Raw genomic sequence first — 24,621 nt, forward strand, 5'->3', positions numbered from 1 at the left:
AATTACCCCCTATTTGTTGTCAAAGAATCTTTTTCTTTTTTATTTTCAACTGCAAGTTCAATTAACTCGTCCAAAAAGTCGCTATAAGTCTTTTTGAAAGTTTTCATATACATTGCAGGAGCCATAGAAACAGCAGTCATTCCCGGAATTGTATTAATTTCATTTACGAGCATTTTTCTATCACTATCTCTTACAAAAATATCAACTCTAGCAAAACCCTTACAATTTGTAACTGCATAGGCTCTTTTTGCTACAGATTGAATTTCTTTAATTTCTTCATCAGTTAAATCCCAAGGAATAATATGGTCTGTAGTTTCGTCAAAGTATTTTGCTTCATAGTCAAAAAATTCTCTAGTAACTTTTACACCACCGGGTAAACTAGCTTTCAAAATATTATTTCCCATAATTAAAACTTGAAGCTCATCTCCAATAACAGCCTCTTCAACTAAAACTCTATTATCATATTTAAAAGCTTCAATTAGAGCAGGTTCAATCTCTTCTTTCTTAGTTACCTTTGTAACTCCAACGCTTGATCCCGCATTACAAGGCTTTATAAAAGAAACTTCTCCAATTTTTTCAAGAATGTTTTTGATTTGTAAATCTTTATTTTTATTAAATTCATATTTCGTTACTAAATAATATTCAGGTTGTAAAATTCCATTACCCGCAAAAACATCATTTGCAGTTCCCTTATCCATACAAACTGCGGAAGATAAAACATTATTTCCCACATATGTAAGGTCCATTATATCAAAAAAACCCTGAATAGTTCCGTCTTCAGAAAAAGTTCCGTGCATTGCCGGAAAGAAAATCGCATTTTCATTTACAAAGTCTTTTGCAAAAAAATTTGAAATAGAATCTGCAACATTTCCAAATCCTTCGACAACTAACTCTTTTTCATTTTCAATATTCTTAGTATTTTTTCCCAAGTAATTCCATCTTCCACATTTATCTACATAAATAGGAAATATCTTATATTTTTTTCTATCTAAATTATTTATAACGGACTTTGCAGTTAAAACAGAAATTTCGTGTTCTGTACTCTTTCCCCCGTATAACAAATATAAATTTTTCATAATTAAAACCCCTTCTTTGTATTATAAATATCATCTTATAGTATACCATAAATTAAAAATTTTTTCATAATTAAACTCAAAAATATTTTTAATAAATTTTTATTTAAATTTTTTATATTATGTAAATAAAATGAATTAATGACATAATATTACTTGTTTTTTAAAAAATTTTACATCTATAAAAATTTTTAATTATCTTTTTTATATTTTTTATCAATATGTTTTTTCGTTTGATAAATCATTTTTTTATTTCTCTAAAAATTATTTAATTATAAATTTTACTGTTAGATTTAATATAATAAAGTTATCTTTTAAGAGTTAAAAATTAATCAAGATAAAATATTATCATTTTTATATAAAATAAAATTCTATCTTAAGAGGCTTTAATTGTTTTTTATTTCACAAAAAAATTATATATACAAAAAAATTAACAATCATCTTTATATATATTTTTACACACTGCAAAAAAAGAAAAAAGTCACAAAAACTAAAAATTTAGAAAAAAAGAAAATTTAAGTGCTTATTGACAAAAAAAAGTTGTTCAGTATACAATTATATTGCAAAAATTATTTTACGGAGGAAAATATGAAAAGAAAAAAAGGAATTTTTAGAAAATTTGTAGTAATGTCTTTACTTTTAAGTTTAGCATTGACTCCTATGGCTATGGCTACTGGTAATACCGTATATGCTGAAAACACAGAGAAAGCCAAAAATGCAAAACTTCCAAACTTTTGTTTAGAAGGTATTGATAAAGCTACAGGAAAAAGATTAACAAAAGAAATTACTTTAAAAGTAAAGACTCACCCAGATTATGCATTTTGGGGCGAGGAAGAGTACGATATTGAAAGTGTTAATGGGGTTTTTGACTTTTCAGTAGTTGAAGATAAAGGTAATCTTTACACTATTGAGATTAAAGGAGAATCAAATTATCAATTATCAAATATTAAAAAAGACAATAAAAATCTTAATATTCTAAAATTTGATTCTGTAAAGAAGACATTGCGTACTTCTAACTTAAATGGTGATGAAGTTGAAATCAATAGTTTAATTTTTGAAAAAAAATCAAATGATAACGAAAATACTGAGGATGAAAATAAGGATGTTACTATTAAAGAAATAGAAGTTGTTTTCCCTGATGGAAGTAAAGTTCCGGATGGAGTTAATTTCCATACATTTAACAAGGAAAACAAGGATATGGCTGATTATGTAACTTCAAATGGAAAATTATCAGGAGTTAAAGTACCGCTTGGAGCTAGAATGAAATTAGGTATTTCAACTGATAAGGATAAATATACTTTAAAAACTGATAATGGATACGAAAACTATATTTGGTTTAAGGCAGATAAAAACGGTATAGCAAAATATTATAATGAAATAACCGGAGAATTATCCGAAAAAACTGTAGAAAAAATAGTTGTTGTTAAAAAATCAGACTTAATTGGTAAAAAACCCGAAAATGGAATATTAACAAAAAAAATTCTAGAAGTTTTTGATATTACTTCACATAAAGCAGTTACTGAAAATAATTTAAAATTCGTAGTTATGGGTGGTGGAGAAACTAAAGAATTTGTAAGTAAAAATGGAAAAATCGAATTAGAACTTTACAAAAATACCGAATATACTATAAATATAGTTAGATCTGTTGAAAATACTTATAAAATGAGCGGCTTTAAATTCAGAATAAATGATGATAATAGTATTGAAAACGAATCAAAAGAGAAGGTTGAAAAACTAAATGTATATCAAGGTTCCTATCTAGTTAGAATTTATGTTATTCAAGGTGGAAAACATCTAAAAAAATCTATTGATTTTAAAATTGAAGAAATTGGAACAAACTCAGTTCAAATTAGAAAAAATGAAAATAACTTTTTAAATTTTGATGCAAAAATCGGTAAGTCTTATAAAATAACTATGAAGGATAAGGACTCTGAATATTATTTAGAAAAGCCTATAGAATTTACAGTTGAAAAAGATAAAGAAGACGGTTTATATTGGCCAAAAGTACCAGAAGGAGATACTTCTCAAGGTAAGAATAGAAAACTTAAAGCTGTATTTTTAAAACGTTATGACGGTGTAGGAAATAATATTCCAGGTCTTGGTGGAAATGATACAGATCCTTCTTGTCCAAGTTGTCCTGATAATTCAGATGTTGTTTGTGAAGTAAGTAAAAGCAAAGTAAAAACTTTACCGATTTCTGTAAAACTACCGGAAGGTGCAGACAAAAAAGATATAAAATTCAAATTATTTAATTCAAGTAAACAACAATATGAAGGAGAATTTACTCTAGATGAAAACGGAAAGTTACCAGCTCTTGAGTTATTTGAAAAGAATTCATATTTCTTACAATTAGTTTCAAACAAATATTTTATGCACAATAAACATTTTGAAGCTGTAAAAGAAGGTAAGTTCCCATTTTCCTTCAAAGATAAAAAAGAATTAACAGAACTTGTTGTTAAAAATAATACATCTAATGTTAAAAATGATGGAACTTATGAAATTGACATTAAGTTCGTAAAAGATAATAAAGCTCTTGTAAATGAAGAAATTCAATTTATTAGTGCAATTCATACTACAAAAGCTACAACAGATGAATTAGGACATTTAAAAGTTAGATTAATGGAAGATGTAACTTATGTTGCTAAACCAACTAATGAAAATCTTATAATTGATACATTCCCTATCGTTGTAAAAGATAAAACTGAATGGGGAACTCCGGGAATTAAATATGTTTTTGATCATTCATCTTGTGGAAGTGCTGAAATTATCAAAGTAAAAAATAAAATTTCAGGTAGAACTAATGGCTCTATTACTTGTAAACCAGGTAACACAACAATAAAAGGAATGGACTTTAAAAATTTATTCTTGCTTACTGACCACTTAGATAAATCTGATTATCCTGAATTAAAAGAAAAAGATGCTATGATTCTCGATTTAGTTCTACTTAATCATGTAAGACAAAATTGTGAAAGAACTAAATTAGCCTATGGAGATTTTGAAATTCTAAGAAAAATCCCTACAGGTAAAAAAGTTTCTTCCGCTTATTATCTAAACGGAAATAACAAAGAAGAATTAAAATTTGAACAGATTGGAGATATTGTAAAAATTACTGATGTTCATAGCTTAGGAATATATCCTTTAGTGATAGAATTTGAAAAAACAGGATTAGATATACCAAATAAACCTGATGAAAACAAAGATGAAGAAATTACACTTATCGATGAACAAACTAAAATTTCTGTTAAAGGGCCAAAGAAGATACTTGAAGGTTTAAAATTGAAAGTAAACAAACCGGATTCTAACAAATTCGAAAGTTTAAGAGGAAAAAATGTAAATCTTTATGATATTGAATTCTTAGATAAATCAGGAAATCTTAAAAAAGTAGAAAATGGGAAATTTTTAGTTACAGTTCCAAAAACTTCAAATAATGAAGTAGTAGCTGTCCACTATTTAGATGATAATGGAAAATTAAATGCTTTAAGTTTCAATCAAAATGGAAAAGAAATAAGTTTTGAAACTTCTCATTTTTCTAAATATGCAATAGAATACAAATTCCAAAAAGTAAAAGATGATAAACAAATTGAAAATAACAATAAAAAGCAAAGTAAAAAATCTAAATTGGCAAAAACATCAATAGGTTTAAATTTTGTTACATTATCAACATTAGCTATCAGTTCTCTTGCAGGTCTTTACATTTCAAAGAAGAAAAGATAATAAAAAGCTAAATTAAAATTATTTAAAATATAAACAAAAAAGTACTGCTCCAAAAACTCGAAAACAAGTAATGGATGCAGTACTTTTTACTGTAATTTATAATAAACTATTTTATCCAAAAATTGTAAATATAGCCCAAGTCAAATTAAGCATCATATGAATTATTATGGGTGATGAAATACGTTTAGTATATAGATATAATAGTGAACAAACTATTCCAAAAACAGAATAGTATATCATAGAAGGATGAAAATACCCATTATGTATTGCTCCGAAAACTATTGATGAAATTAATACCGAAGAAATTATCCTAACATACTCATTACATCCTGAATATAATTCATATAAAAACCCAAACAATCCCTTTCTAAATGCTAATTCCTCCATTATTGGAGCTAAAATTCCAACACATATAATATAAGCTGGTACTTGATTGATTAATTTTGTTATTATATTTGTAGCAGGACTTTCAAATGAATTGAATAAATACCCTTGTAAATATATTGTTATTCTAGCAATAAAAAAGTAATATAGTAAAAATACAGTTATAGCTATTAAAATACTTTTTATTAAATTCATCTTTTTTGAATCATCTAAATCTAATTTATTTTTAAATAATACGCAAATTATAAAAACAGAAATTATCAGAGTAATTAACCTTTTTGATATTTCATACATTAAATAACTTTTTAAATCATATTTATCTATAAAAAACTTTCCCCATAAAGACGGAAAACTAACACTTTTGAAAAATAACACATATACTAAATAAAGACTTAATAAACCCAATAGTTTTTTTGTTCTTTCATTTCTATAAATTTCAGATATCTTCATTTTCTCCTCCCTTGCCTTTGATTACTATCCCAATTATAAAAAAACGTTTGTATGTAATCACTAACTAATAACAAAGTTTATATTGAATACACCTAATTTATTAATAATATAACTATTAGGTGTATTCTTAAATCATCTTTTACTTAATATTCAGTTACTAATTTAAAACAAAATATTTTTAATTTTCAATTTCTCTATGTGATATTTTAAATTCCCTATCTCTTGATTTCATAAAATATGAATGTACAAGATATAGTCCAAAGTTTAATATCAGCATCATTATTGCTATATATGTTATTGGATGCAATCTATCAGCTACATCTTTAAAAATTGGCGGTTCTGACAGAAATGCATAGTTACAGTTTGTAAGACTGTTGAAAATTACAATTGCTATATGCAAAATGTTTGTAAAAACAAAAACTTCTGTATATTTTTTGAATGAAATTTCTATTTTTTCTACAAAGAATATATAACAACTTACCCATAGCAATAGAGTATGTCCAACAAAAAAGCTTATCCAAGTATAATGTGGAAATGCAAATTTATCTAACTCCGGTGTCAATAGTGCAACTATTGAGCCTACAAAGCCAAGATAAATCCCGATTCTTTTTGACTTTTCATTATGAAAAAACACCCCGTATATCAAACATATAATCGCAACCCTGCAATCATACAAAGGCAGACTGGTTTCTATCGAAAATGCACCGCTTGTTATATACCAAAAATATAATATAAACTGTTGTAAAAATAATATTGCAACAAAAACTTTTAAAATATTTTTATTGCTATTTTTAAATTTATCTCTATACTTATAAATTATAATTGCTCCTGCAAAAGCAATTATAACAAGCACGATATGAGTAGAACCGTATTTTTCTATGTCATATCCTTCAGGCTTTGACCTGAAAAAATAAATTAAAAAATCTAAAATTCTTTCTAAAAAATTCAAAACTATTCTCCTTTAACAAAAGACCAAGAATTCTTTATCTGTGTTCTTAATCTTTCAAAACTCCACTTTTCATTTGTATTTGTAGGGCTATTAGAATCATTTATTATGAACATCTCGTCTTCATCAACTCCAACTAAAACGATATAATGTCCAGTTGAAGAAAAATCTCCCGGTCCTACATTTGCAATTATAGGTCTTCCATTCTTTAACTCATTTTTATAAATTTTTTCATTTGTTGACAACTCTTTAACTTTAATTCCATATTTTTTTGGAATTTCTGTAAAATATTCCCAACCGGTTCCTGATTTTTCAGAATATTCTTCATATTTTGCCAATTCTACAGGAGTAATGGAATTGTCCTTTAAAAGTCCGGAAATAACCATAGCCATTGAAGTTGGACCACAACCATTTATGGCTATATTATCATCAGTATATTTGTTTTGTCCCCAACGTCTGTCCCATTGCAAATAATATGGAATATCTCTTTTAAAATCAACACTTTCTCCGGTAAAATTATCAACTGTTCTATTCTCAAGCTTGTCTTTAACAAAAAGTTTTGCAGAAGGATTTCTATAAAGCAAAGCCAAATAGCTATAGCTTAATTTATCTTTACTTTTTAATATTTCTTGAATATCTGAATCCTCACTATTTTTAAGCCCTTCAAGAACGGTTTTTTCAGTCAAAATATTTGCCTTTTTACCTGTATTAACTTTTGTAGAAAGTTTACTTACATCTATTCCGTTAGCATTTAAAGTCTTTGATTTAGTTTCAACCTCTTTTGCTGTATTACCTGCAATTTTGGTTTCTTTTTTAGCAAAAACGAAATTAAAAAATACAAATATTCCAAATGTATACAATACAAGATAAATACCGAATTTAGTTAATTTATTTTGCAAATTGCGATTCATAATCTACTCCGCAATTGCCAACATCTTCTTAGCTTGATCACTTGTAATCAGCGCATCTATCATTTCGGAAATATCTCCATTTAGGAAACTGTCTAATTGATAAATAGTCATATTTATTCTGTGATCTGTAACTCTTCCTTGTGGAAAATTATAAGTTCTTATCCTTTCAGATCTGTCTCCTGACCCGATTTGTGATTTTCTTGCATCAGCAATATCCTTATTCTGTTCCTCTTGATACTTTTCATAAAGTCTTGATTTCAAAATTTTCATTGCCTTATCTTTATTCTTAAGCTGTGATTTTTCATCTTGACAAGTAACAACAACTCCTGTAGGAATATGTGTAATTCTAACAGCAGAGTCAGTTGTATTTACACATTGTCCTCCATTACCGCTAGCTCTGTAAACATCAATTCTAAGATCATTTTGATTTATAACGACATCAACATCTTCAACTTCCGGTAAAACTGCAACAGTTGCAGCAGAAGTATGAATTCTTCCACTTGATTCTGTAGCAGGAACACGTTGAACTCTATGAACACCACTTTCATATTTTAATTTTGAGTATGCCCCTTTACCTTTAACTAAGAAAACAACTTCTTTAATTCCACCGACACCTTGTTCAGAAATACTCATTATTTCTGTTTTCCATTTTTGTTTATCTGCGAACATTCTATACATTCTAAGAAGATCTTCTGCGAAAAGTCCCGCTTCATCTCCACCTGTACCGGCTCTTACTTCCATAAATACATTCTTTTCATCATTAGGGTCTTTTGGCAATAACAAAATTTTAAGATCTTGTTCTTCCTTTTCAATACTATCCTCAAGCTCTGAAATTTCTTCTTTAACAAGTTCTTTCATTTCATCGTCTAAACTTTCCTTTAACATCTCTTTATTTTCTTCAAGTTCTTTCTTATGTTTAGAATATTCTCTATATTTTTCAACAATAGGCTTCATATCGCCATGTTCTTTAGCAAGTTTTTGCCAAACATTCATATCTTTCATAATTTCAGGATCTATAATTTTCTTTTCAAGCTCCTCGAATTTTTCAACTAATAGTTCTAATTTATCAAACAAAGTATATCTCTCCTTTTATAACTACAATCAACTTTAATTTATCTTAACAATTTATTTTTATCTAAAATATATAAGCTTTATCTACAAGTATAAAGCTAATAATTAAATCATAACTCCTTTTTGATTATTCTTTATGGTAGTTATGATGAAATATAAGTAGCTTTGCCATTAGGCGCAAAGCTACTTATATTATATCACATATGTACATATATTGTAAATTTTTTTCACTAAAAAATCTGCTATAAAACAACCCGACACATAAGTATCGGGAATGAAATTCTTTTATCTTTATTTAGAAAGTTCTAAATTTTTATTATTTATAGTATAAATTTCATCAGCAATTTCTTCATAAAGCAAATCGTGAGCTATTAAAATCATTATGCTTTTTCTCTTTTCTTCTTCTAGAAAATCTCTTAAAATAGCTTTTGATTCAATATCTAAATTTGCTGACGGCTCGTCAAGTAAAACAATACTCTTTTCTTGCATAAATGTCCTTATCAAAAATAGTTTTTGCTGTTCTCCAAGTGAAAGATTTGCAGGATTTGTTTTAACTTCATAATTTTCATCTTTTGCATTAAATTTTTTCAAAAGATTTCGCATCTTTGAAATTTGTTCTTCCCTTTCTATCTCAGTTAAAACTATATTTTCTCTAACGGTTCCGTTAAACAACATTGCGGGATTATATAAGTAGGAAATATCGTCTTTTTTATCCTCCGATATTCTAAAATATCCACCTTTTTCCTTAATTTGTTTTACGGAATAAACCCCTGCAAGTAAATTTAAAAGCGTAGTTTTTCCTGTTCCATTATCACCTTTTAGAATATAAAGCCCATTTTTAGAAATTGTAAAATCATCTATTTTAAACAATAACTCATCTTTTGCATTTGTAATTTCGACATTTTTAATTTCTATAGGATTTTCTTGTTTTACAAAAAGTTTTGAATAATTATTTTCTTCATTTTCATAGTTTAAAAAGTTTCTAATCCTTTCAAAACTTGCTACTGAAGAATTTGCATTTGCCTTTAAATTTGCAATGGACGTTATCGGAGTATAAATCATTTGAGCATATTGTAAAAACATAATCAATGTTCCAATAGTAAAAATTCCTCTATGAACAAAACTTGCCCCCAAGATTAACACTATAAAAGGACTAAGAGTTGAAATAAATTTTGGAAATTCCATATTTAAAATTAAAAATTTATGTTTTGTACCTGTAATATTCCAACGTTTTTCTGCTATATAATTAAATTTCTTAAAAAACATGCCCCAAGCCTTAAACAACTCAATACTTGTTTTTTTATAAACAACATCTTCTTCTTGTTCAAAAATTTTGTCATTTAATTTCATCTCTTCACTTGCAAGTTTTTCCATTCGATTTTTATTAAAATAATTTCCAAGATAATAAATCGGTATTAATATAAAAGTTATTATTGCAAGTATGTAATTAATTTTTATCAGTATAAGAACTACTAATAAAATCTTTATAGAATCCACTACTAAATCTATTTTTAAATTAATATATGTATAAATTACAGCTATATCATAATTCAAAAGATTCAACACCTTAGCCTTGCTCATCCCCTCATAGTCCGGTGTGTTTATCGCAGAAATCTTTTTTACAATTTGTTTTTGATATTTTAAAGCAGTTTTATTACAAAATATCTGATTTAGATAATCACATAAATAGCTAATTCCATGAATAAAAACCGCAAATACAATTATCCCAAATATGTATAAATATAATTTTCCACTGTCCATATTCCCTACATTATCAAGAATACTCTTAAAAATATAAGGAAAAATAAGTGAAATAAAATAAACTCCCAGCGAAAAAATACATAGAAAAATAACACTGGATTTTTTTAACTTAATCGGCAAATCGAATTTTGAATTTTTCATTATAAAATAACTCCTCCATATATAGTATTTATTTACAATTATTAATTCTTTATTATATTAATTTTTTCTCCTGTAAATTCTAAAATGTAGTCATACATTTTTACATTTTCTTCAGAATAATTGTGGGAAATATTAATAAAGCCCAAGTTTTCATCACTTAAAATCATTTTTTCTATAATTGAAATTGAATTTTTATCAATATTGCTCATAGCCTCATCAAATACCAAAAAATTACTATTTCTAAGTAAAGCTCTAGCAATTATAATTTTTTGTTTTTCACCACCGGAAATTGAAAGATTCAATTCATTCAAATTTTCGTTTCTATTTTCTATAAGTTTTTTATCCAAATTTACTTTATTTAAAATATCATAAATCAAATTATCCTCAAAATTTTTAAATAAAGTTATATTTGAAACTATATTTTCATTGAATAGGAAAGAATTTTGTTCAACATAGACAATATTTTTTGAAATATCAGGATAATCCTTTATATTTTTACCATTTATCTTTATATTTCCGCTATAATTTTCAAACTCCCCAAACAGTAATTTCAAAATCGTACTCTTTCCTGAGCCGTTTTGACCTTTAATAAGGTATTTTTTACCACTTTCAAAAACATTTGAAAAATTATCAATAATATATTTATTTTGGTTATAAGAGAAACTTACATTTTCAAATTCAATTTTCTCAACTCTCTCTTGCTCATTTTCTTCAAATTCACAATCGGATAAGGTATTAAATAAATCATTTTTCACTTTCTTTATAGAAAATACAGTTATCAAATAGCTGGAAATAGTATTAATCGGATATATTAACAACTCCGATAATTGCAAAATTGCTATAAAAGCTCCGATAGTTTCTTTTCCACTAATAATTGAACTGATAACAACATAATAAATTAGAAACTGGGATATAAATGAAATGGCTCCCATACTAATTTCTAGAACTGCATTTTTTATGCTATATCTATAAGCATATTTTTGTTCATCTGATGAAATAGATTCCATTTTATTATTTATATTTTTTTCTACAGAATATCTTTTTATAGTGCCTATTCCCTCAACAATATCATAAAAAGCCGTATTTAATCGTCTTAGTCCTAAAATACTCTTTTCTCTTATTCTTTGCATATCTATTTCAAAAAAATAAGGAATTAGAATTGATATAATATTAGTTCCTAGGATAATAAATGATGCAAGAATATTCAATGAAAACAGCAAATACATATACCAAATAATAGATACTGCTTGAAATATAATATGTGGTATTGTTAAATAGTATTCTTCTACAACAGATTCTATCTCATTATTATAAATAGAATAAAGTTCTTGAGGATTTTCTCCCTTTTTACCCTTTAATAAAATTCCTCTTACAAAAAGATTTCTAAGCTTCATGTATAATAATCTTCTATACTTAGCATTCAACAATTTGCCAATAAATTCAGAACACAACACTAATACTATTAGTAGAGCATATTTTACAAAATATCCAAAAATTTTATCAAATTGTTTTTCTGTAATACTATCTGTAATTTCCTTAATTACCATTGGCATATTAGCATTTGAATAAACTGTAAAAATACTAAAAATAACAATTAACATAGAATATAGATAAATATTTTTTTTTAATTTTTTCATAATAACTAATACTCCATAAATTTCAATTATACAAAATAATTTTCCAATATTTTACATAATCATTGTATCATAGTAAATGAGTTTTTTCAACGATTTAATAGTTTCTTATCTTTGTCTATAATATAGCTCTTGAATAAAAAAATAGCTATGCAAAAATTTTACATAGCTTATTTTCTATAAATTTTAAGTGTGGTATTTACATCCTAATAATATGATTGTGATTAGTGCTTATATTTTTTATTTTAAATTTAATAAAATAGTTATATTAAGAAGTAAAATTTATAATCCATTTATACCCAACAATTTTCAATAATAATAACTATTGATTATTTTTAAGAATATTTTATGCTTTATATATTATATATAAACTACCATTTACAATTTATTTTCTCACAATAAAAAATGAGGGTCTTAAAACCCTCATTAAAAATGTAATCTTATTTTTTTTCGCCTCTTGATTCTTTTACATTTTTAATATAATTTTCAGCGGCTTTACCTAATTTAATAACTTCAGCTTTATCAATCTTATCTTCTTTAACTTGAGCAATTAAATTAGCATATTTTTTTTCAATACTTTCTTTGTCTGCATCCTTTAAATTAGGAATTTCCAATTCAATAGCTTTTTGAGCTTCCAATGATTTTATAGTTGAATTTTTTTCTTCGTCAGAAGCCTTTTCCATCCTAGGTTCTTCTTTCTTTTCTTCCTTTTTTTCTTCTGCTTTTTTATTTTCAGCCGGTTTTGATTGACAAGCAACCATTGATCCCATTAAAAATATAGCCATAGCAGAAATTAAATATTTTTTAATTTTCATATAAAAACCTCCTAAAAATCTTTATCCATAGTGGATTATACTATAACATATCATTTTTGTCAATGAATTTAACTTATTTTTTCAACTAATTCTACAATTTTATCTACTGAAAATCCTTTTGCTATATCTTCCATATTCAAAGCCATATATTCTATTTTTCTTCTATTTTTATAAAATTTTTTTATTTCCTTTACAACTGCATCAATGCCGTTTGCATAGACTCCAATTTCTTCCTCAACTATAAAATTTTTATTTTCTTCTTCGTGACCCGGAATAAAAAATGGAATTATGAGTGGAATATTTTTAACAATTGCCTCAGTAACTGTAAGTCCTCCGGGCTTTGTAATCAAAATTTGATTTTCTTCCATAAGTCTTGCAATTTCATTTGTATAACCAAAAATCTCAAGTCTATTTTCATCTATAAACAGACTATATTTTTTTTCAAGTTTTTCTTTTAATTCTTCATTTTTCCCGCAGACCATAGTAAGTTTGATGTCATTTGCAATATCCAATATCGGCATAATATATTCAGAGAAATCATTCATTCCTAAAGTTCCAAATATCGTTAAAATATTAAATCCGTCTTTTTTTTCATAATGTCTTTCCTTAAAGCTATCACTTATAGGTATTCCAAAAGCACAAATCCTATCTTGTTTTATCCCGTCGTCAATCATTCTGCTTTTTGTAAATTCACTTGCCACTATATAATAATCTACATAATCGCTAAAATACATCTTATGTGTTATATAATCTGTAATCACTGAAATAAAGGGAACATTATAATATTTTTTTTGCTTTATATGTTCCATAATTCCAATTGCAAAAACATGAGTTCCTATGACTACATTAGGTCTTTTTTCTTCCAAAATAGGTAATATCTTATTGCTCAAAATATTTAAAATCGGTTTTGAAAGGACATTTTGTGATTGAGTTAAATTTGTTCCTTTATATATCAGTCCATAAATTTCAGGAGTCTTAGTTACAATTCCCAAATATCCTCCAACAAGCAAACTGTCTAATTTTTCAGAAATTTCTTTTAATAAATCTATTTCTTCTACATCAAAACCTCTTAGTTCAAGCTTTTCTCTAATATTATTAGCAGCTTTATTATGCCCACCACCGAAAGATGCCGTTAAAATTAAAGCTTTTTTCATTTTACGCCTCACTTTACAGAAAGAGTCGGAAAAATTTTCCGACTCTAAATACTATTCCTCTATTTTTTCAACTTCTTCAGTTTCAGTTTCACTTTCTTTTTCTTCTACTTCATTTGATTCATCATATTCTTTAGTTTCTTCAGATTCATTATGTTCAACAGTTTCTTCTCTTGCAAGTCTTTCTTCTTCCTCCATTGTTTCATAATCAATTTCAATGGATTTATAGACTTTCATACCTGTTCCGGCAGGAATAAGTTTACCTAAAATTACATTTTCTTTCAATCCGATCAACCCGTCCACTTTTCCTTTTATAGAAGCATCAGTTAAAACTCTGGTTGTTTCTTGGAATGATGCCGCTGATAAGAAACTTTCAGTAGCAAGAGACGCCTTTGTGATTCCCAATAATACATTATCAAAAGTTGCAGGAATCTTATCTTCATCTAACATTTGTCTATTAACAGCTTCTACTTCTCTAAACGGAACCAGACTTCCCTCTAGGAAATTAGTATCTCCTGAAGTATCAATTTTAACTTTAGAAAGCATTTGTTTTATAATGATTTCGATATGTCTATCATCGATATCTACTCCTTGATTACGATAAACTTTTTGAACTTCTTTAGTGATGTATTCTTGAACACCTGTTGGACCTTTAATAGCTAAAATGTCATGTGGATTTATAGAACCTTCAGTAAGCATATCGCCCGCTTTAATTTTTTCTCCATCTTTAACTTTAATTCTGGCTCCATAAGGTATAGCATAAATTCTTTCATCACCATCATCGGCAGTTACAACTATATCATATCTCTTCTTATTATCAACTAATTTTACAGTACCGTCTATTTCAGTTATATAAGCAAGTCCTTTTGGTTTTCTTGCTTCAAAAAGTTCTTCAACACGAGGAAGACCTTGAGTGATTCCAACACCGGCAACTCCACCAGAGTGGAATGTTCTCATTGTAAGCTGAGTACCAGGTTCCCCAATAGATTGAGCAGCTATAATTCCTACAGCTTCTCCAATGTTAACTGGATTTCCTGTTGCAAGATTACGTCCATAACATTTTGCACAAACACCATGTTTAGATTTACAGCCTAGAACAGAACGTACTTTTATTTCTGTAATTCCAAGTTTTTCAACTTTTTCAGCTAGACTTTCGGTAATCATTTCATTCTTATGAATTAATATCTCTCCTGTAGTAGGATTTAATACATCTTCAAATGAATGTCTTCCTACGATTCTATCCGCAAGTTTTTCAACTATGGCATTTCCATCTTTAAAGTCTCTAGCCAATACATATTCATCTGTACAACAGTCATCTTCTCTAACAATAACATCTTGAGAAACATCTACAAGTCTTCTTGTTAAATATCCAGAGTCAGCTGTTCTAAGTGCAGTATCTGAAAGTCCTTTTCTTGAACCATGAGTTGAAATAAAGAACTCTTGTACTGAAAGACCTTCTCTAAAGTTTGCTTTGATAGGAATTTCTACGATTCTACCAGTAGCAGAACTCATAAGTCCACGCATTCCCGCTAACTGTCTAATTTGGTTAATATTACCTCTGGCTCCTGAGTCAGCCATGATTGAAATACTATTTGTAGGATCTTGCTTTTCAACAAGAATCTTTGTAATATCTTCAGTAGCTTTAGTCCAAACAGAGATTACATATTCATATCTTTCTTGTTCGGAAACTAAACCGTCTCTAAATAATTCTTCATAAACAGCAATTTTCTTTTCTGCTTCTTTAAGAATTTCCCATTTTTCTTCTGGAACTATTACGTCATTCATTGAAATTGAAATAGCTCCAACAGTTGAATATTTATATCCTGTAGATTTAATATAGTCTAATACTTCAGCAGTTTTAATATTTCCATGTTTTCTAAAACATTTATCTACAATCTTACCAAGCATTTTTTTATCTACAAGTCTATCTATTTCTAATGAGAATTTATCTTTACTTCTATCAACAAATCCTAAATCTTGTGGAATATGTTCATTAAATATAAATCTACCAACAGTTGATTTTACGATTTGACTTTCTCCTGTTTCTTCATCTCTATACAAGATATTAACAGTATCATGAATTTTAACATTATTTGTAGAATAAGCCTTAAACATTTCATCATAATCCATAAATGAACGAACAGCTTGTTCTTCAACAGTTCCACTTGTTAAGTAATATGAACCTAATACCATATCTTGTGTAGGAGTTGTGATAGGCTTACCATCTTTTGGTGCTAAAATATTATTTGTAGAAAGCATCAAAAGTCTTGCTTCTGCTTGGGCTTCAGTTGATAAAGGTAAATGCACAGCCATTTGGTCACCGTCAAAGTCGGCATTATATGCAGTACAAACTAACGGATGTAATTTTATTGCTTTTCCTTCAACTAAAACCGGTTCAAATGCTTGAATACCAAGTCTATGAAGAGTCGGTGCTCTGTTTAAAAGCACAGGATGATCTTTGATAACTTTATCCAAGATGTCCCAAACATTTGAATTTAATCTTTCTACATATTTTTTTGCACTCTTAATATTATGAACAATTCCGTCTTCAACTAATTGTTTCATAATGAAGGGTTTGAATAATTCAAGAGCCATTTTTTTAGGAAGTCCACATTGGTGGAATTTTAAATCTGGTCCTACTACGATTACTGAACGTCCTGAATAGTCAACACGCTTTCCAAGTAAGTTTTGTCTAAATCTTCCTGTCTTTCCCTTTAACATATCTGATAAAGATTTAAGCTCTCTATTTCCTGCTCCTGTTACAGCTTTTCCATGTCTACCATTATCTATTAATGTATCCACAGCTTCTTGTAACATTCTCTTTTCATTTCTCATAATGATTTCCGGAGCGTGAATTTCAATAAGTTTTTTCAATCTGTTATTTCTATTTATAACACGTCTATACAAATCATTTAAGTCTGAAGTTGCAAATCTTCCACCTTCAAGTTGAACCATAGGTCTTAAATCAGGTGGAATAACAGGAACGACATCAATAATCATCCATTCAGGTCTATTTCCTGATTTTCTGAAAGCTTCACAAACTTCAAGTCTTCTCGAAAGTCTAATTTTCTTTTGACCAGTTGCATCAACAAGACCTTTTTTCAATTCATCTGAAAGCTCATCTAAATCTATATTTTCTAAAAGCTCTTTAATTGCTTCAGCACCCATTCCAACTCTGAAATTTTCTGTACCAAATTTTTCACAAGCTTCTCCATATTCGCCTTCAGTTAGTAATTGTTTAACATAAAGGTCAGTATCTTTTGCATCAAGAACAACATAATTTGCAAAATATAAGATTTTTTCAAGAGCTCTTGGGCTCATATCTAATATAAGACCCATTCTTGAAGGTATTCCTTTAAAATACCATATATGAGAAACCGGAGCAACAAGTTCTATATGACCCATTCTCTCACGTCTTACTTTAGACTTTGTGATTTCAACTCCACATTTTTCACATACATTTCCCTTGTATTTTATTCTTTTATACTTACCACAATTACATTCCCAGTCCTTTACCGGTCCAAATATTTTTTCACAGAAAAGACCATCTTTTTCAGGCTTTAAAGTTCTATAATTTATGGTTTCTGGTTTTTTAACTTCTCCTCTTGACCAACTTCTTATCTTATCAGGTGAAGCTAAGCCAATTTTCATTGCATCAAAATTATTTAATTCCAACAAGGAGTCCACTCCCTTCCTCTATGTTATTGATCAATATCTTCTTCTATAAATATTTCGTCTTGTTCTACTTTTTCTGAACTGTTTTTTCCTTTTTCATCTTTATCTTCTAAGAAACTAAGGTCAAAGCCATCAAAATCTTCTTCCTTATTTCCAGATTGATCATAAAATGAATCAAAGTCAAAATCTTCTTCCTCTTCTTCTTTGGCATACTCTTCATTTAAAACAAGTTGAGCCTTAATTTCATCGGAATTTTCTCTAAGTTTGATTTCTTCTCCTTCTTCATCAATCAATTTAACATCTAAACATAATGATTGTAATTCTTTCATAAGAACTTTGAAGGATTCAGGAATACCTGGTTCAGGAATATTTACACCCTTAACAATTGATTCATAAGTTTTAACTCTACCTACAATGTCGTCACTCTTAACAGTTAGCATTTCTTGTAAAGTATGACTTGCACCGTATGCTTCCAATGCCCAAACTTCCATTTCTCCAAATCTTTGTCCACCAAATTGTGCCTTACCACCAAGTGGTTGTTGTGTAACTAAAGAATAAGGCCCGATAGATCTAGCATGAATCTTTTCATCTACTAAATGGTGAAGTTTTAACATATACATATAACCAACAGTTACAGGATTGTCAAATTCATCTCCAGTTCTTCCGTCTCTAAGTTTTATTTTTCCTGATTCAGGACAACCAGCAAGCTTTAATGCATCAAGAACATCAATATCACTTGCTCCGTCAAATACAGGTGTTGCAACTTTCCAACCAAGTCTTTTAGCTGCAAGTCCTAAATGCACTTCAAGTACTTGTCCGATGTTCATACGAGAAGGTACCCCTAACGGATTAAGAACGATTTGTAAAGGAGTTCCATCCGGTAAGAATGGCATATCTTCTTGAGGCATTATTCTTGAAATAACCCCTTTGTTACCATGTCTACCGCACATTTTATCTCCTACATTAATCTTTCTCTTAGTGGCTACATAAACTCTAACCACTTCATTAACTCCTGGTGGTAATTCATCTCCATTTTTTCTACTATAACATTTAACATCTACAACAATACCAGTTTCTCCATGAGGAACTCTTAAAGAAGTATCTCTTACTTCTCTAGCTTTTTCTCCGAAAATAGCTCTTAAAAGTCTTTCTTCTGCACTTAATTCAGTTTCTCCCTTAGGTGATACTTTACCAACCAAGATATCTCCCGAATTAACTTCAGCACCAATTCTTATAATACCATTTTCATCTAAGTTCTTTCTCATATCTTCACCGATATTTATAACATCTCTTGTGATTTCTTCAGAACCTAATTTGATTTCTCTCGCTTCACATTCATGTTCTTCAATGTGTAATGAAGTTAAAACATCATCTATAACAAGTTGTTCATTTAACAACATCGCATCTTCGTAGTTATAACCTTCCCAGTTCATAAATGCCATTAAAATATTTTTACCTAATGCAATTTCTCCATTTTCTGTTGAAGGGCCATCGGCAATAATATCCCCTGCATTAATTCTGTCATTTTCATTAACTATAGGTCTTTGATTAATTGTTGTTCCTTGATTTGAACGTTTAAATTTAAGTAATCTATATTTATCAACTACATTATCTAAATCTCTTTTAATATGAATTTCATCACTATCAACTTTTGTAACAATTCCTGAATTTTTAGCAATGATAACAACACCACTATCTCTTGCCGCTTTATGTTCTATACCGGTTCCTACAATAGGAGCTTCAGTAACAAGTAGAGGCACTGCTTGTCTTTGCATGTTTGAACCCATCAACGCACGAGTAGCATCGTCATTTTCAAGGAAAGGAATCATTGCTGTACCAACTGATACAATTTGTTGAGGAGAAACGTCCATAAGTTGAATTGTATCTCTTGGATAAATATCATTTTCGCCATTAATACCACGACCACTTACTCTTTCGTTTACAAAACGTCCATTTTCATCAAGTGGTTCATTGGCTTGAGCGATAATAACTTCATCTTCTTCATCAGCAGTTAAATAAACAATGTCCTTTGTAGCAATTCCATTATTTACAACACGATATGGTGTTTCAATAAATCCATATTGATCAACTCTTGCATAAGTTGTAAGAGAAGTAATAAGACCGATGTTTGGACCTTCTGGAGTTTCTATCGGACAAATTCTTCCGTAGTGACTTTCATGAACGTCTCTTACTTCGTATCCTGCTCTATCTCTACTAAGACCACCAGGTCCTAATGCTGATAATCTTCTCTTATGAGTAAGTTCTGCAAGTGGATTGTTTTGATCCATGAATTGTGATAATTGTGAAGAACCAAAGAATTCTTTTAAAGACGCAACAAGAGGTCTTATATTAATAAGTCCTTGAGGCGTAGCAAGGTCTGGATCTTGAGTTGACATTCTTTCTCTAACAACTCTCTCCATTCTTGATAAACCAATTCTAAATTGATTTTGTAAAAGTTCTCCAACAGCTCTAACTCTTCTATTTCCTAAATGGTCAATATCATCACAAATTCCAAGACCATAGAATAAGTTAAATTCATAACTTACAGTAGCTTCAATATCATCACGAATAATATGAGTAGGAGAAAGCTCTTTAACTCTATTTCTAACAGCTCTCTTAACTTGTGTTTCATATTCTTCGCCTTCATATTCTGATGCAGATTCTAAAATTTCCATCATAACTGGATAATAAACTTTTTCTGAAAGTCCATTGCATGAAATGTCAAATCCCAATTCAAACGCACCAATATCAACAAAGTGGTTACCAACAACGATAATCTCTTTGTCTTCAACTTTTACATGAACTCTCTTATATCCTGCATTTTCAATTTTTTCAGCAAGTTCTTCTGAAATATAATCTCCAACACTTGCAATTTTTTCCATTTCACCGAATTTATCAGTCTTGAAAATATCTTCAGCTAAAATTGTTCCTATTAATCTATTTCTTAAAGCTAATTTCTTATTAAATTTATATCTACCAACTTTTGCAAGATCATATCTTCTTGGATCGAAAAGTAAATTATGTAATAAACTTTCCCCACTTTCAACAGTAGCAGGATCTCCAGGTTTTAATTTTCTATAAATTTCAAGAATAGCTTCTTGATAACTCTTTGTTATATCTTTTTCCAAAGTAGTATGAAGTTCTTTAATATCTCCGAAATTTTCAACCATTTCTTCATTTGTTTCATATAACAACGCCCTAATCATAGTTGTTATAGGCAATTTTCTTGTTCGGTCAATACGAACACTTACAACTCCGTTTGTGTCGGTATCATATTCTAACCAAGCACCTCTGTTCGGAATTACTGTTGAAGAAAATAACTTATTACCTGACTTGTCAATTTCTTCTCCATAATATACACCCGGACTTCTAACAAGCTGACTTACGATAACTCTTTCAGCACCATTAATAATAAAAGTCCCGTTGTCAGTCATCAAAGGAATTTCTCCCATAAACACTTCTTGTTCTTTAACTTCGCCTGTATTATTGTTTGTTAAACGAACATCTACTTTTAGAAGTGTTGAATAGTTCATATCCCTATCCTTACATTCTTGTTCTGAATACTTTGGAGCATTTTCTAAACGATAATTTAAAAATTCCAGCTTCATCGCTTCGGAATAGTCTCTAATCGGACTAATATCGTCAAAAACATCTCTAATTCCTTGCTTAATAAACCAATCATAACTATCAGTTTGAATGGCAATTAGGTTTGGAAGATCCAAAACATTTTGAATTTTTGAATAACTAACCCTTTCTGTGATTCCATACTTTTCAGTATGTGTCATAAAACTTCACCCCTTTGAAAAATTAAAAAAAGATAAAAATACATATTATCCCACTATTACATTATTATCTTTAAATTTTAACAGATTTTTTGTAAAATGTAAAGTCTTTTTTAGAATTTTTTCATTTTTTTAGACAGAAATTGACCTTTGAACCTGATAATTTTAATTTTACATTATGAATACTTTAATTAAATACTATATTATGGTATAATACAGTTGTAAATATATTGTTTTGATAGTTCAATAAATTATTATTTAATATTAATCTATAAGAGGCAGTTATGAGAAAAAAATGGACAAATTATTTAGTAACCACTTTATTAGTATTTTTAATTATATTTGATTTCAACAACCTTTCCACTATTACAATTACTTGTATGACAATAGCAATAGCTTTTAATTTATACGATTTATTTAAAGATAAATTTTAACTTTTAATATTTTTTTATAAATTCCACTTTCTAGTGGAATTTTTTCTCTAAAAAAGGAAGTAATTTTTATTACTTCCTTTAAATAATTCCTAATTCTTTCATATCTTTGACTTTAATTATTTAATTGTTTTATAATTTTTTCCTAAGTTCATATGCTGAATGTTTTATATCCGTTCCTGATTTAATAAATTCAGTTTCTTTAAAAATCTCAAATCCATTCTTAAAACAAATCTTCAGAGATGAAATATTTTCTTTTGCAATTAATGTGTTTATAATTTCTACATTATATAATTTTAAGAATTCACACAAACCATTAACAAGTTCTGTTCCATAACCTCTATTCCATTCAGTTAGCTTTATCGAATATCCTATGCCCCATATTTTCTTACTCTTTTCAACTTCAAAAGCACAAGCAGTTCCTATTATTTCATCATTTTCTTTTTTAAAAACTGAAAAATAGAAATCGTCAGTCCATTTTTCCGAATTTTCCAACTCATCTTTCAATATATCTCTAAGTTCTTCTCCATTTTTGTAAAATGGATCACACATATATTTTCCGGATATTTCATTTCCCCATTCTTTCGCTGCGTAGTCACAATCGGAAAACTGCATATCTGCTATATTCAATCTTTCTGTAAAAAATCTAATATTTTTCATAACATCACCTAAAACATATATTTATATAAATAATATAAAATCAATACTTTCATAACAAAAAATAGTGGTACTAAAATTCTAAATTTCAACTTTTTCGTTTTATGTCTAAATATTTGCATAGATAAAAAAGCTCCGATAGAGCCAAATAAAAAAGCTGATAACAATAAGCTATTCTCTGAAATTCTATTCTTGCCTTTTATAGCTTTTCTTTTATCAATATAAAATATTGTAAAAGATATTAAATTCATTATAAAAATTATAGAAATCAATAATTTATAGTTGTATAACAAACCGTCTAAAAGCAAATATAATATAAAAAATATCCTCATATACACTCCTATTCAAAAAGTCGTAACTCAAAAGAGTTACGACCATATTTAATTAGCTTCAATTATATTTTTTAATGTATGCCAAGCAAGAACAGCACATTTAACTCTTGCAGGCATTGTAGAAATATTTTGAAGAGCTATAGCATCCTTAAGTTTTTTTAGCTCATCGCCCTCAAGACCTTCTGTAATCATTGCTAAAAATGTTTCACAAAGTTCTTTTGCTTCGTCTAAAGTCTTTCCCTTAATTAAATCAATCATAAGTGATGTTGAGGCTTGGGAGATTGCACAACCTACTCCAACATAAGAGGCATCTTTGATTATACCGTCTTCAATATCTAATTGTAATGTAATTTCATCTCCACAACTTGGGTTATGACCTTTTTCTTCGTGAGTCGGATGTTCCAAATATCTTTTATTTTTTGTATTTCTACTTTCTTCTGTTATTATCTCAGTATAAATTTCTCTAATGTCCAAGATGTAATATTCTCCTTACTTCTTTTAATTTATCAATGAAATATTCTACTTCTTCTTTAGTGTTATAGAAAGAAAAACTCACTCTACAAGTTGCATTTTCATTCAAATATCTATGCAAAGGCTCTGCACAATGATGCCCACTTCTTATTGCAATTCCAAAGCTATCAAGTATTGAAGATACATCATGAGGATGAGCATCTTTTACATTAAAAGCTATTACAGGACATCTATTTTTGTCCTTTGTAGTATAAGTCTTTATGAAATCTAGCTTTTTCATTTCTTCAAAAGCAAAATTCATAAGTTCTCCTTCCAGTTTTTCTATATAATCAAATCCCAATTCTTCTAGATAGTCAATAGCAGAACCTAGCGAAGCAACTGCTCCTACATTTTGTGTCCCTGCTTCAAAACGGCCTGCCGGTAAAAGATATGTTGAATAATCTTCATAAACATATTCAATCATATCTCCTCCATAAAGGAATGGATCCATTTCTTTTAAGAGGTCAAACTTTCCATAAAGCACACCAACGCCCATTGCACTTAACATTTTATGTCCTGAAAAGGCTAAGAAATCAGCATCTAAATCCTGAACATCCAGTTTTTTATGTGCAACTATTTGTGATGCATCAACTAAAACTTTTGCTCCGTTTTTATGAGCGATTTCAATAACTTTTTTGATGTCAGGCATTGTGGCTACTACATTTGATGCAGCAGTTATACATACCAATTTTACTTTATCGGAAATTTTTTCTTCAAAAGATTTCATATCCAATTGAAAATTATCATCAAGGTAAATATATTTAAGTTTAGCCCCTGTTTTTTCTTTTAAAAATTGCCAAGTACATAAATTACTATGATGTTCCATAATACTAAGCATTATTTCATCATCTTTTTTTAATTTATTAAGATAACAATAGGCAACTAAGTTAAGCGCTTCACTAGCATTTTTTGTAAAAATTATTTCAGTCGTTCTCTTTGAATTAAGAAAATTCTTAACTTTTTTTCTTGTTCCCTCATAAATTTCAGTCGCAGACATACTTAAATAATGACTGCCTCTATGTGGACTTCCGTTTTGATAAGAATAGTAATTTGTTATAGTATCAATAACAGCTTGAGGTTTTTGACTTGTAGCTGCATTGTCTAAATAAATAACTTTTTTTCCAACTTTTTCTTCATTCAAATATGGAAAATCTTTTCTAATATCAAGAACAGTTTTAGTCAT

At 28.5% G+C, this 24,621-nt stretch carries 17 protein-coding genes; 2 read left to right on the top strand and 15 right to left on the bottom strand.

All coding sequences use genetic code 11. The annotated features are described in order from the left end of the window. Window positions 1-2 precede the first annotated feature (2 nt). Entirely contained in the window at window positions 3-1,076 is a 1,074-nt protein-coding gene (locus VJI94_RS03760; protein ID WP_324008398.1) for a D-alanine--D-alanine ligase family protein, read from the bottom strand. Between the two features lie 585 nt (window positions 1,077-1,661). Between VJI94_RS03760 and VJI94_RS03765 the strand changes: the two genes are divergently transcribed. After that, complete coding sequence (locus VJI94_RS03765; protein WP_324008399.1) at window positions 1,662-4,787, top strand: hypothetical protein; 3,126 nt, start codon at window positions 1,662-1,664, stop codon at window positions 4,785-4,787. Window positions 4,788-4,898: 111 nt separating this feature from the next. On the opposite strand, the gene VJI94_RS03770 is transcribed toward VJI94_RS03765, so the two are convergent. The 10 genes from VJI94_RS03770 to VJI94_RS03815 form a co-directional block, all read right to left on the bottom strand. Then, window positions 4,899-5,621, bottom strand: a complete 723-nt coding sequence (locus tag VJI94_RS03770) for a CPBP family intramembrane glutamic endopeptidase (protein WP_324008400.1) — start codon at window positions 5,619-5,621, stop codon at window positions 4,899-4,901. Between the two features lie 178 nt (window positions 5,622-5,799). After that, window positions 5,800-6,570: a TIGR02206 family membrane protein gene (locus VJI94_RS03775; RefSeq protein ID WP_004832855.1), complete on the bottom strand. Its 771-nt coding sequence runs from the start codon at window positions 6,568-6,570 to the stop codon at window positions 5,800-5,802. Window positions 6,571-6,572: 2 nt separating this feature from the next. Next, window positions 6,573-7,478, bottom strand: coding sequence for a C39 family peptidase (locus tag VJI94_RS03780; RefSeq protein WP_324008401.1), 906 nt, complete (start codon window positions 7,476-7,478; stop codon window positions 6,573-6,575). Window positions 7,479-7,481: 3 nt separating this feature from the next. Next, window positions 7,482-8,552 (bottom strand): peptide chain release factor 1, encoded by a 1,071-nt coding sequence (gene prfA, locus VJI94_RS03785; protein WP_029950098.1) that lies wholly within the window; start codon window positions 8,550-8,552, stop codon window positions 7,482-7,484. A gap of 288 nt (window positions 8,553-8,840) precedes the next feature. After that, window positions 8,841-10,451, bottom strand: coding sequence for an ABC transporter ATP-binding protein (locus tag VJI94_RS03790; RefSeq protein ID WP_324008402.1), 1,611 nt, complete (start codon window positions 10,449-10,451; stop codon window positions 8,841-8,843). Between the two features lie 41 nt (window positions 10,452-10,492). After that, on the bottom strand, window positions 10,493-12,088 hold the full coding sequence (locus VJI94_RS03795) for an ABC transporter ATP-binding protein (protein ID WP_324008404.1): 1,596 nt from the start codon (window positions 12,086-12,088) through the stop codon (window positions 10,493-10,495). 437 nt (window positions 12,089-12,525) lie between these two features. After that, window positions 12,526-12,900, bottom strand: a complete 375-nt coding sequence (locus tag VJI94_RS03800) for a hypothetical protein (RefSeq protein ID WP_324008405.1) — start codon at window positions 12,898-12,900, stop codon at window positions 12,526-12,528. 68 nt (window positions 12,901-12,968) lie between these two features. Next, entirely contained in the window at window positions 12,969-14,054 is a 1,086-nt protein-coding gene (locus tag VJI94_RS03805; RefSeq protein ID WP_004832844.1) for an MGDG synthase family glycosyltransferase, read from the bottom strand. 51 nt (window positions 14,055-14,105) lie between these two features. Continuing rightward, entirely contained in the window at window positions 14,106-17,729 is a 3,624-nt protein-coding gene (gene rpoC / locus VJI94_RS03810; RefSeq protein WP_324008406.1) for a DNA-directed RNA polymerase subunit beta', read from the bottom strand. A 23-nt stretch (window positions 17,730-17,752) separates the two neighbouring features. Further along, on the bottom strand, window positions 17,753-21,511 hold the full coding sequence (locus VJI94_RS03815) for a DNA-directed RNA polymerase subunit beta (RefSeq protein ID WP_324008407.1): 3,759 nt from the start codon (window positions 21,509-21,511) through the stop codon (window positions 17,753-17,755). Window positions 21,512-21,792: 281 nt separating this feature from the next. On the opposite strand from VJI94_RS03815, the gene VJI94_RS03820 reads away from it, so the two are divergent. Beyond that, on the top strand, window positions 21,793-21,942 hold the full coding sequence (locus tag VJI94_RS03820) for a hypothetical protein (RefSeq protein ID WP_324008408.1): 150 nt from the start codon (window positions 21,793-21,795) through the stop codon (window positions 21,940-21,942). A gap of 129 nt (window positions 21,943-22,071) precedes the next feature. Here VJI94_RS03820 and VJI94_RS03825 read toward each other — a convergent pair whose 3' ends face one another. From VJI94_RS03825 to VJI94_RS03840, 4 genes are read right to left on the bottom strand one after another with little or no spacing between them, the layout of a single operon-like run. After that, complete coding sequence (locus tag VJI94_RS03825) at window positions 22,072-22,599, bottom strand: GNAT family N-acetyltransferase (RefSeq protein ID WP_278553390.1); 528 nt, start codon at window positions 22,597-22,599, stop codon at window positions 22,072-22,074. 8 nt (window positions 22,600-22,607) lie between these two features. Then, window positions 22,608-22,928 (bottom strand): DUF1294 domain-containing protein, encoded by a 321-nt coding sequence (locus tag VJI94_RS03830; RefSeq protein WP_324008409.1) that lies wholly within the window; start codon window positions 22,926-22,928, stop codon window positions 22,608-22,610. A gap of 48 nt (window positions 22,929-22,976) precedes the next feature. Further along, on the bottom strand, window positions 22,977-23,402 hold the full coding sequence (gene sufU, locus VJI94_RS03835) for a Fe-S cluster assembly sulfur transfer protein SufU (protein WP_009354354.1): 426 nt from the start codon (window positions 23,400-23,402) through the stop codon (window positions 22,977-22,979). Then, window positions 23,392-24,621 carry an aminotransferase class V-fold PLP-dependent enzyme gene (locus tag VJI94_RS03840; RefSeq protein ID WP_004832839.1) on the bottom strand — a complete coding sequence of 410 codons (1,230 nt, stop codon included), beginning with the start codon at window positions 24,619-24,621 and terminating at the stop codon, window positions 23,392-23,394. The genes sufU and VJI94_RS03840 overlap by 11 nt, the downstream gene beginning before the upstream one ends.

This window comes from Parvimonas sp. D9 (genome assembly GCF_035282565.1).
Classification (GTDB): Bacteria; Bacillota; Clostridia; order Tissierellales; family Peptoniphilaceae; genus Parvimonas; species Parvimonas micra.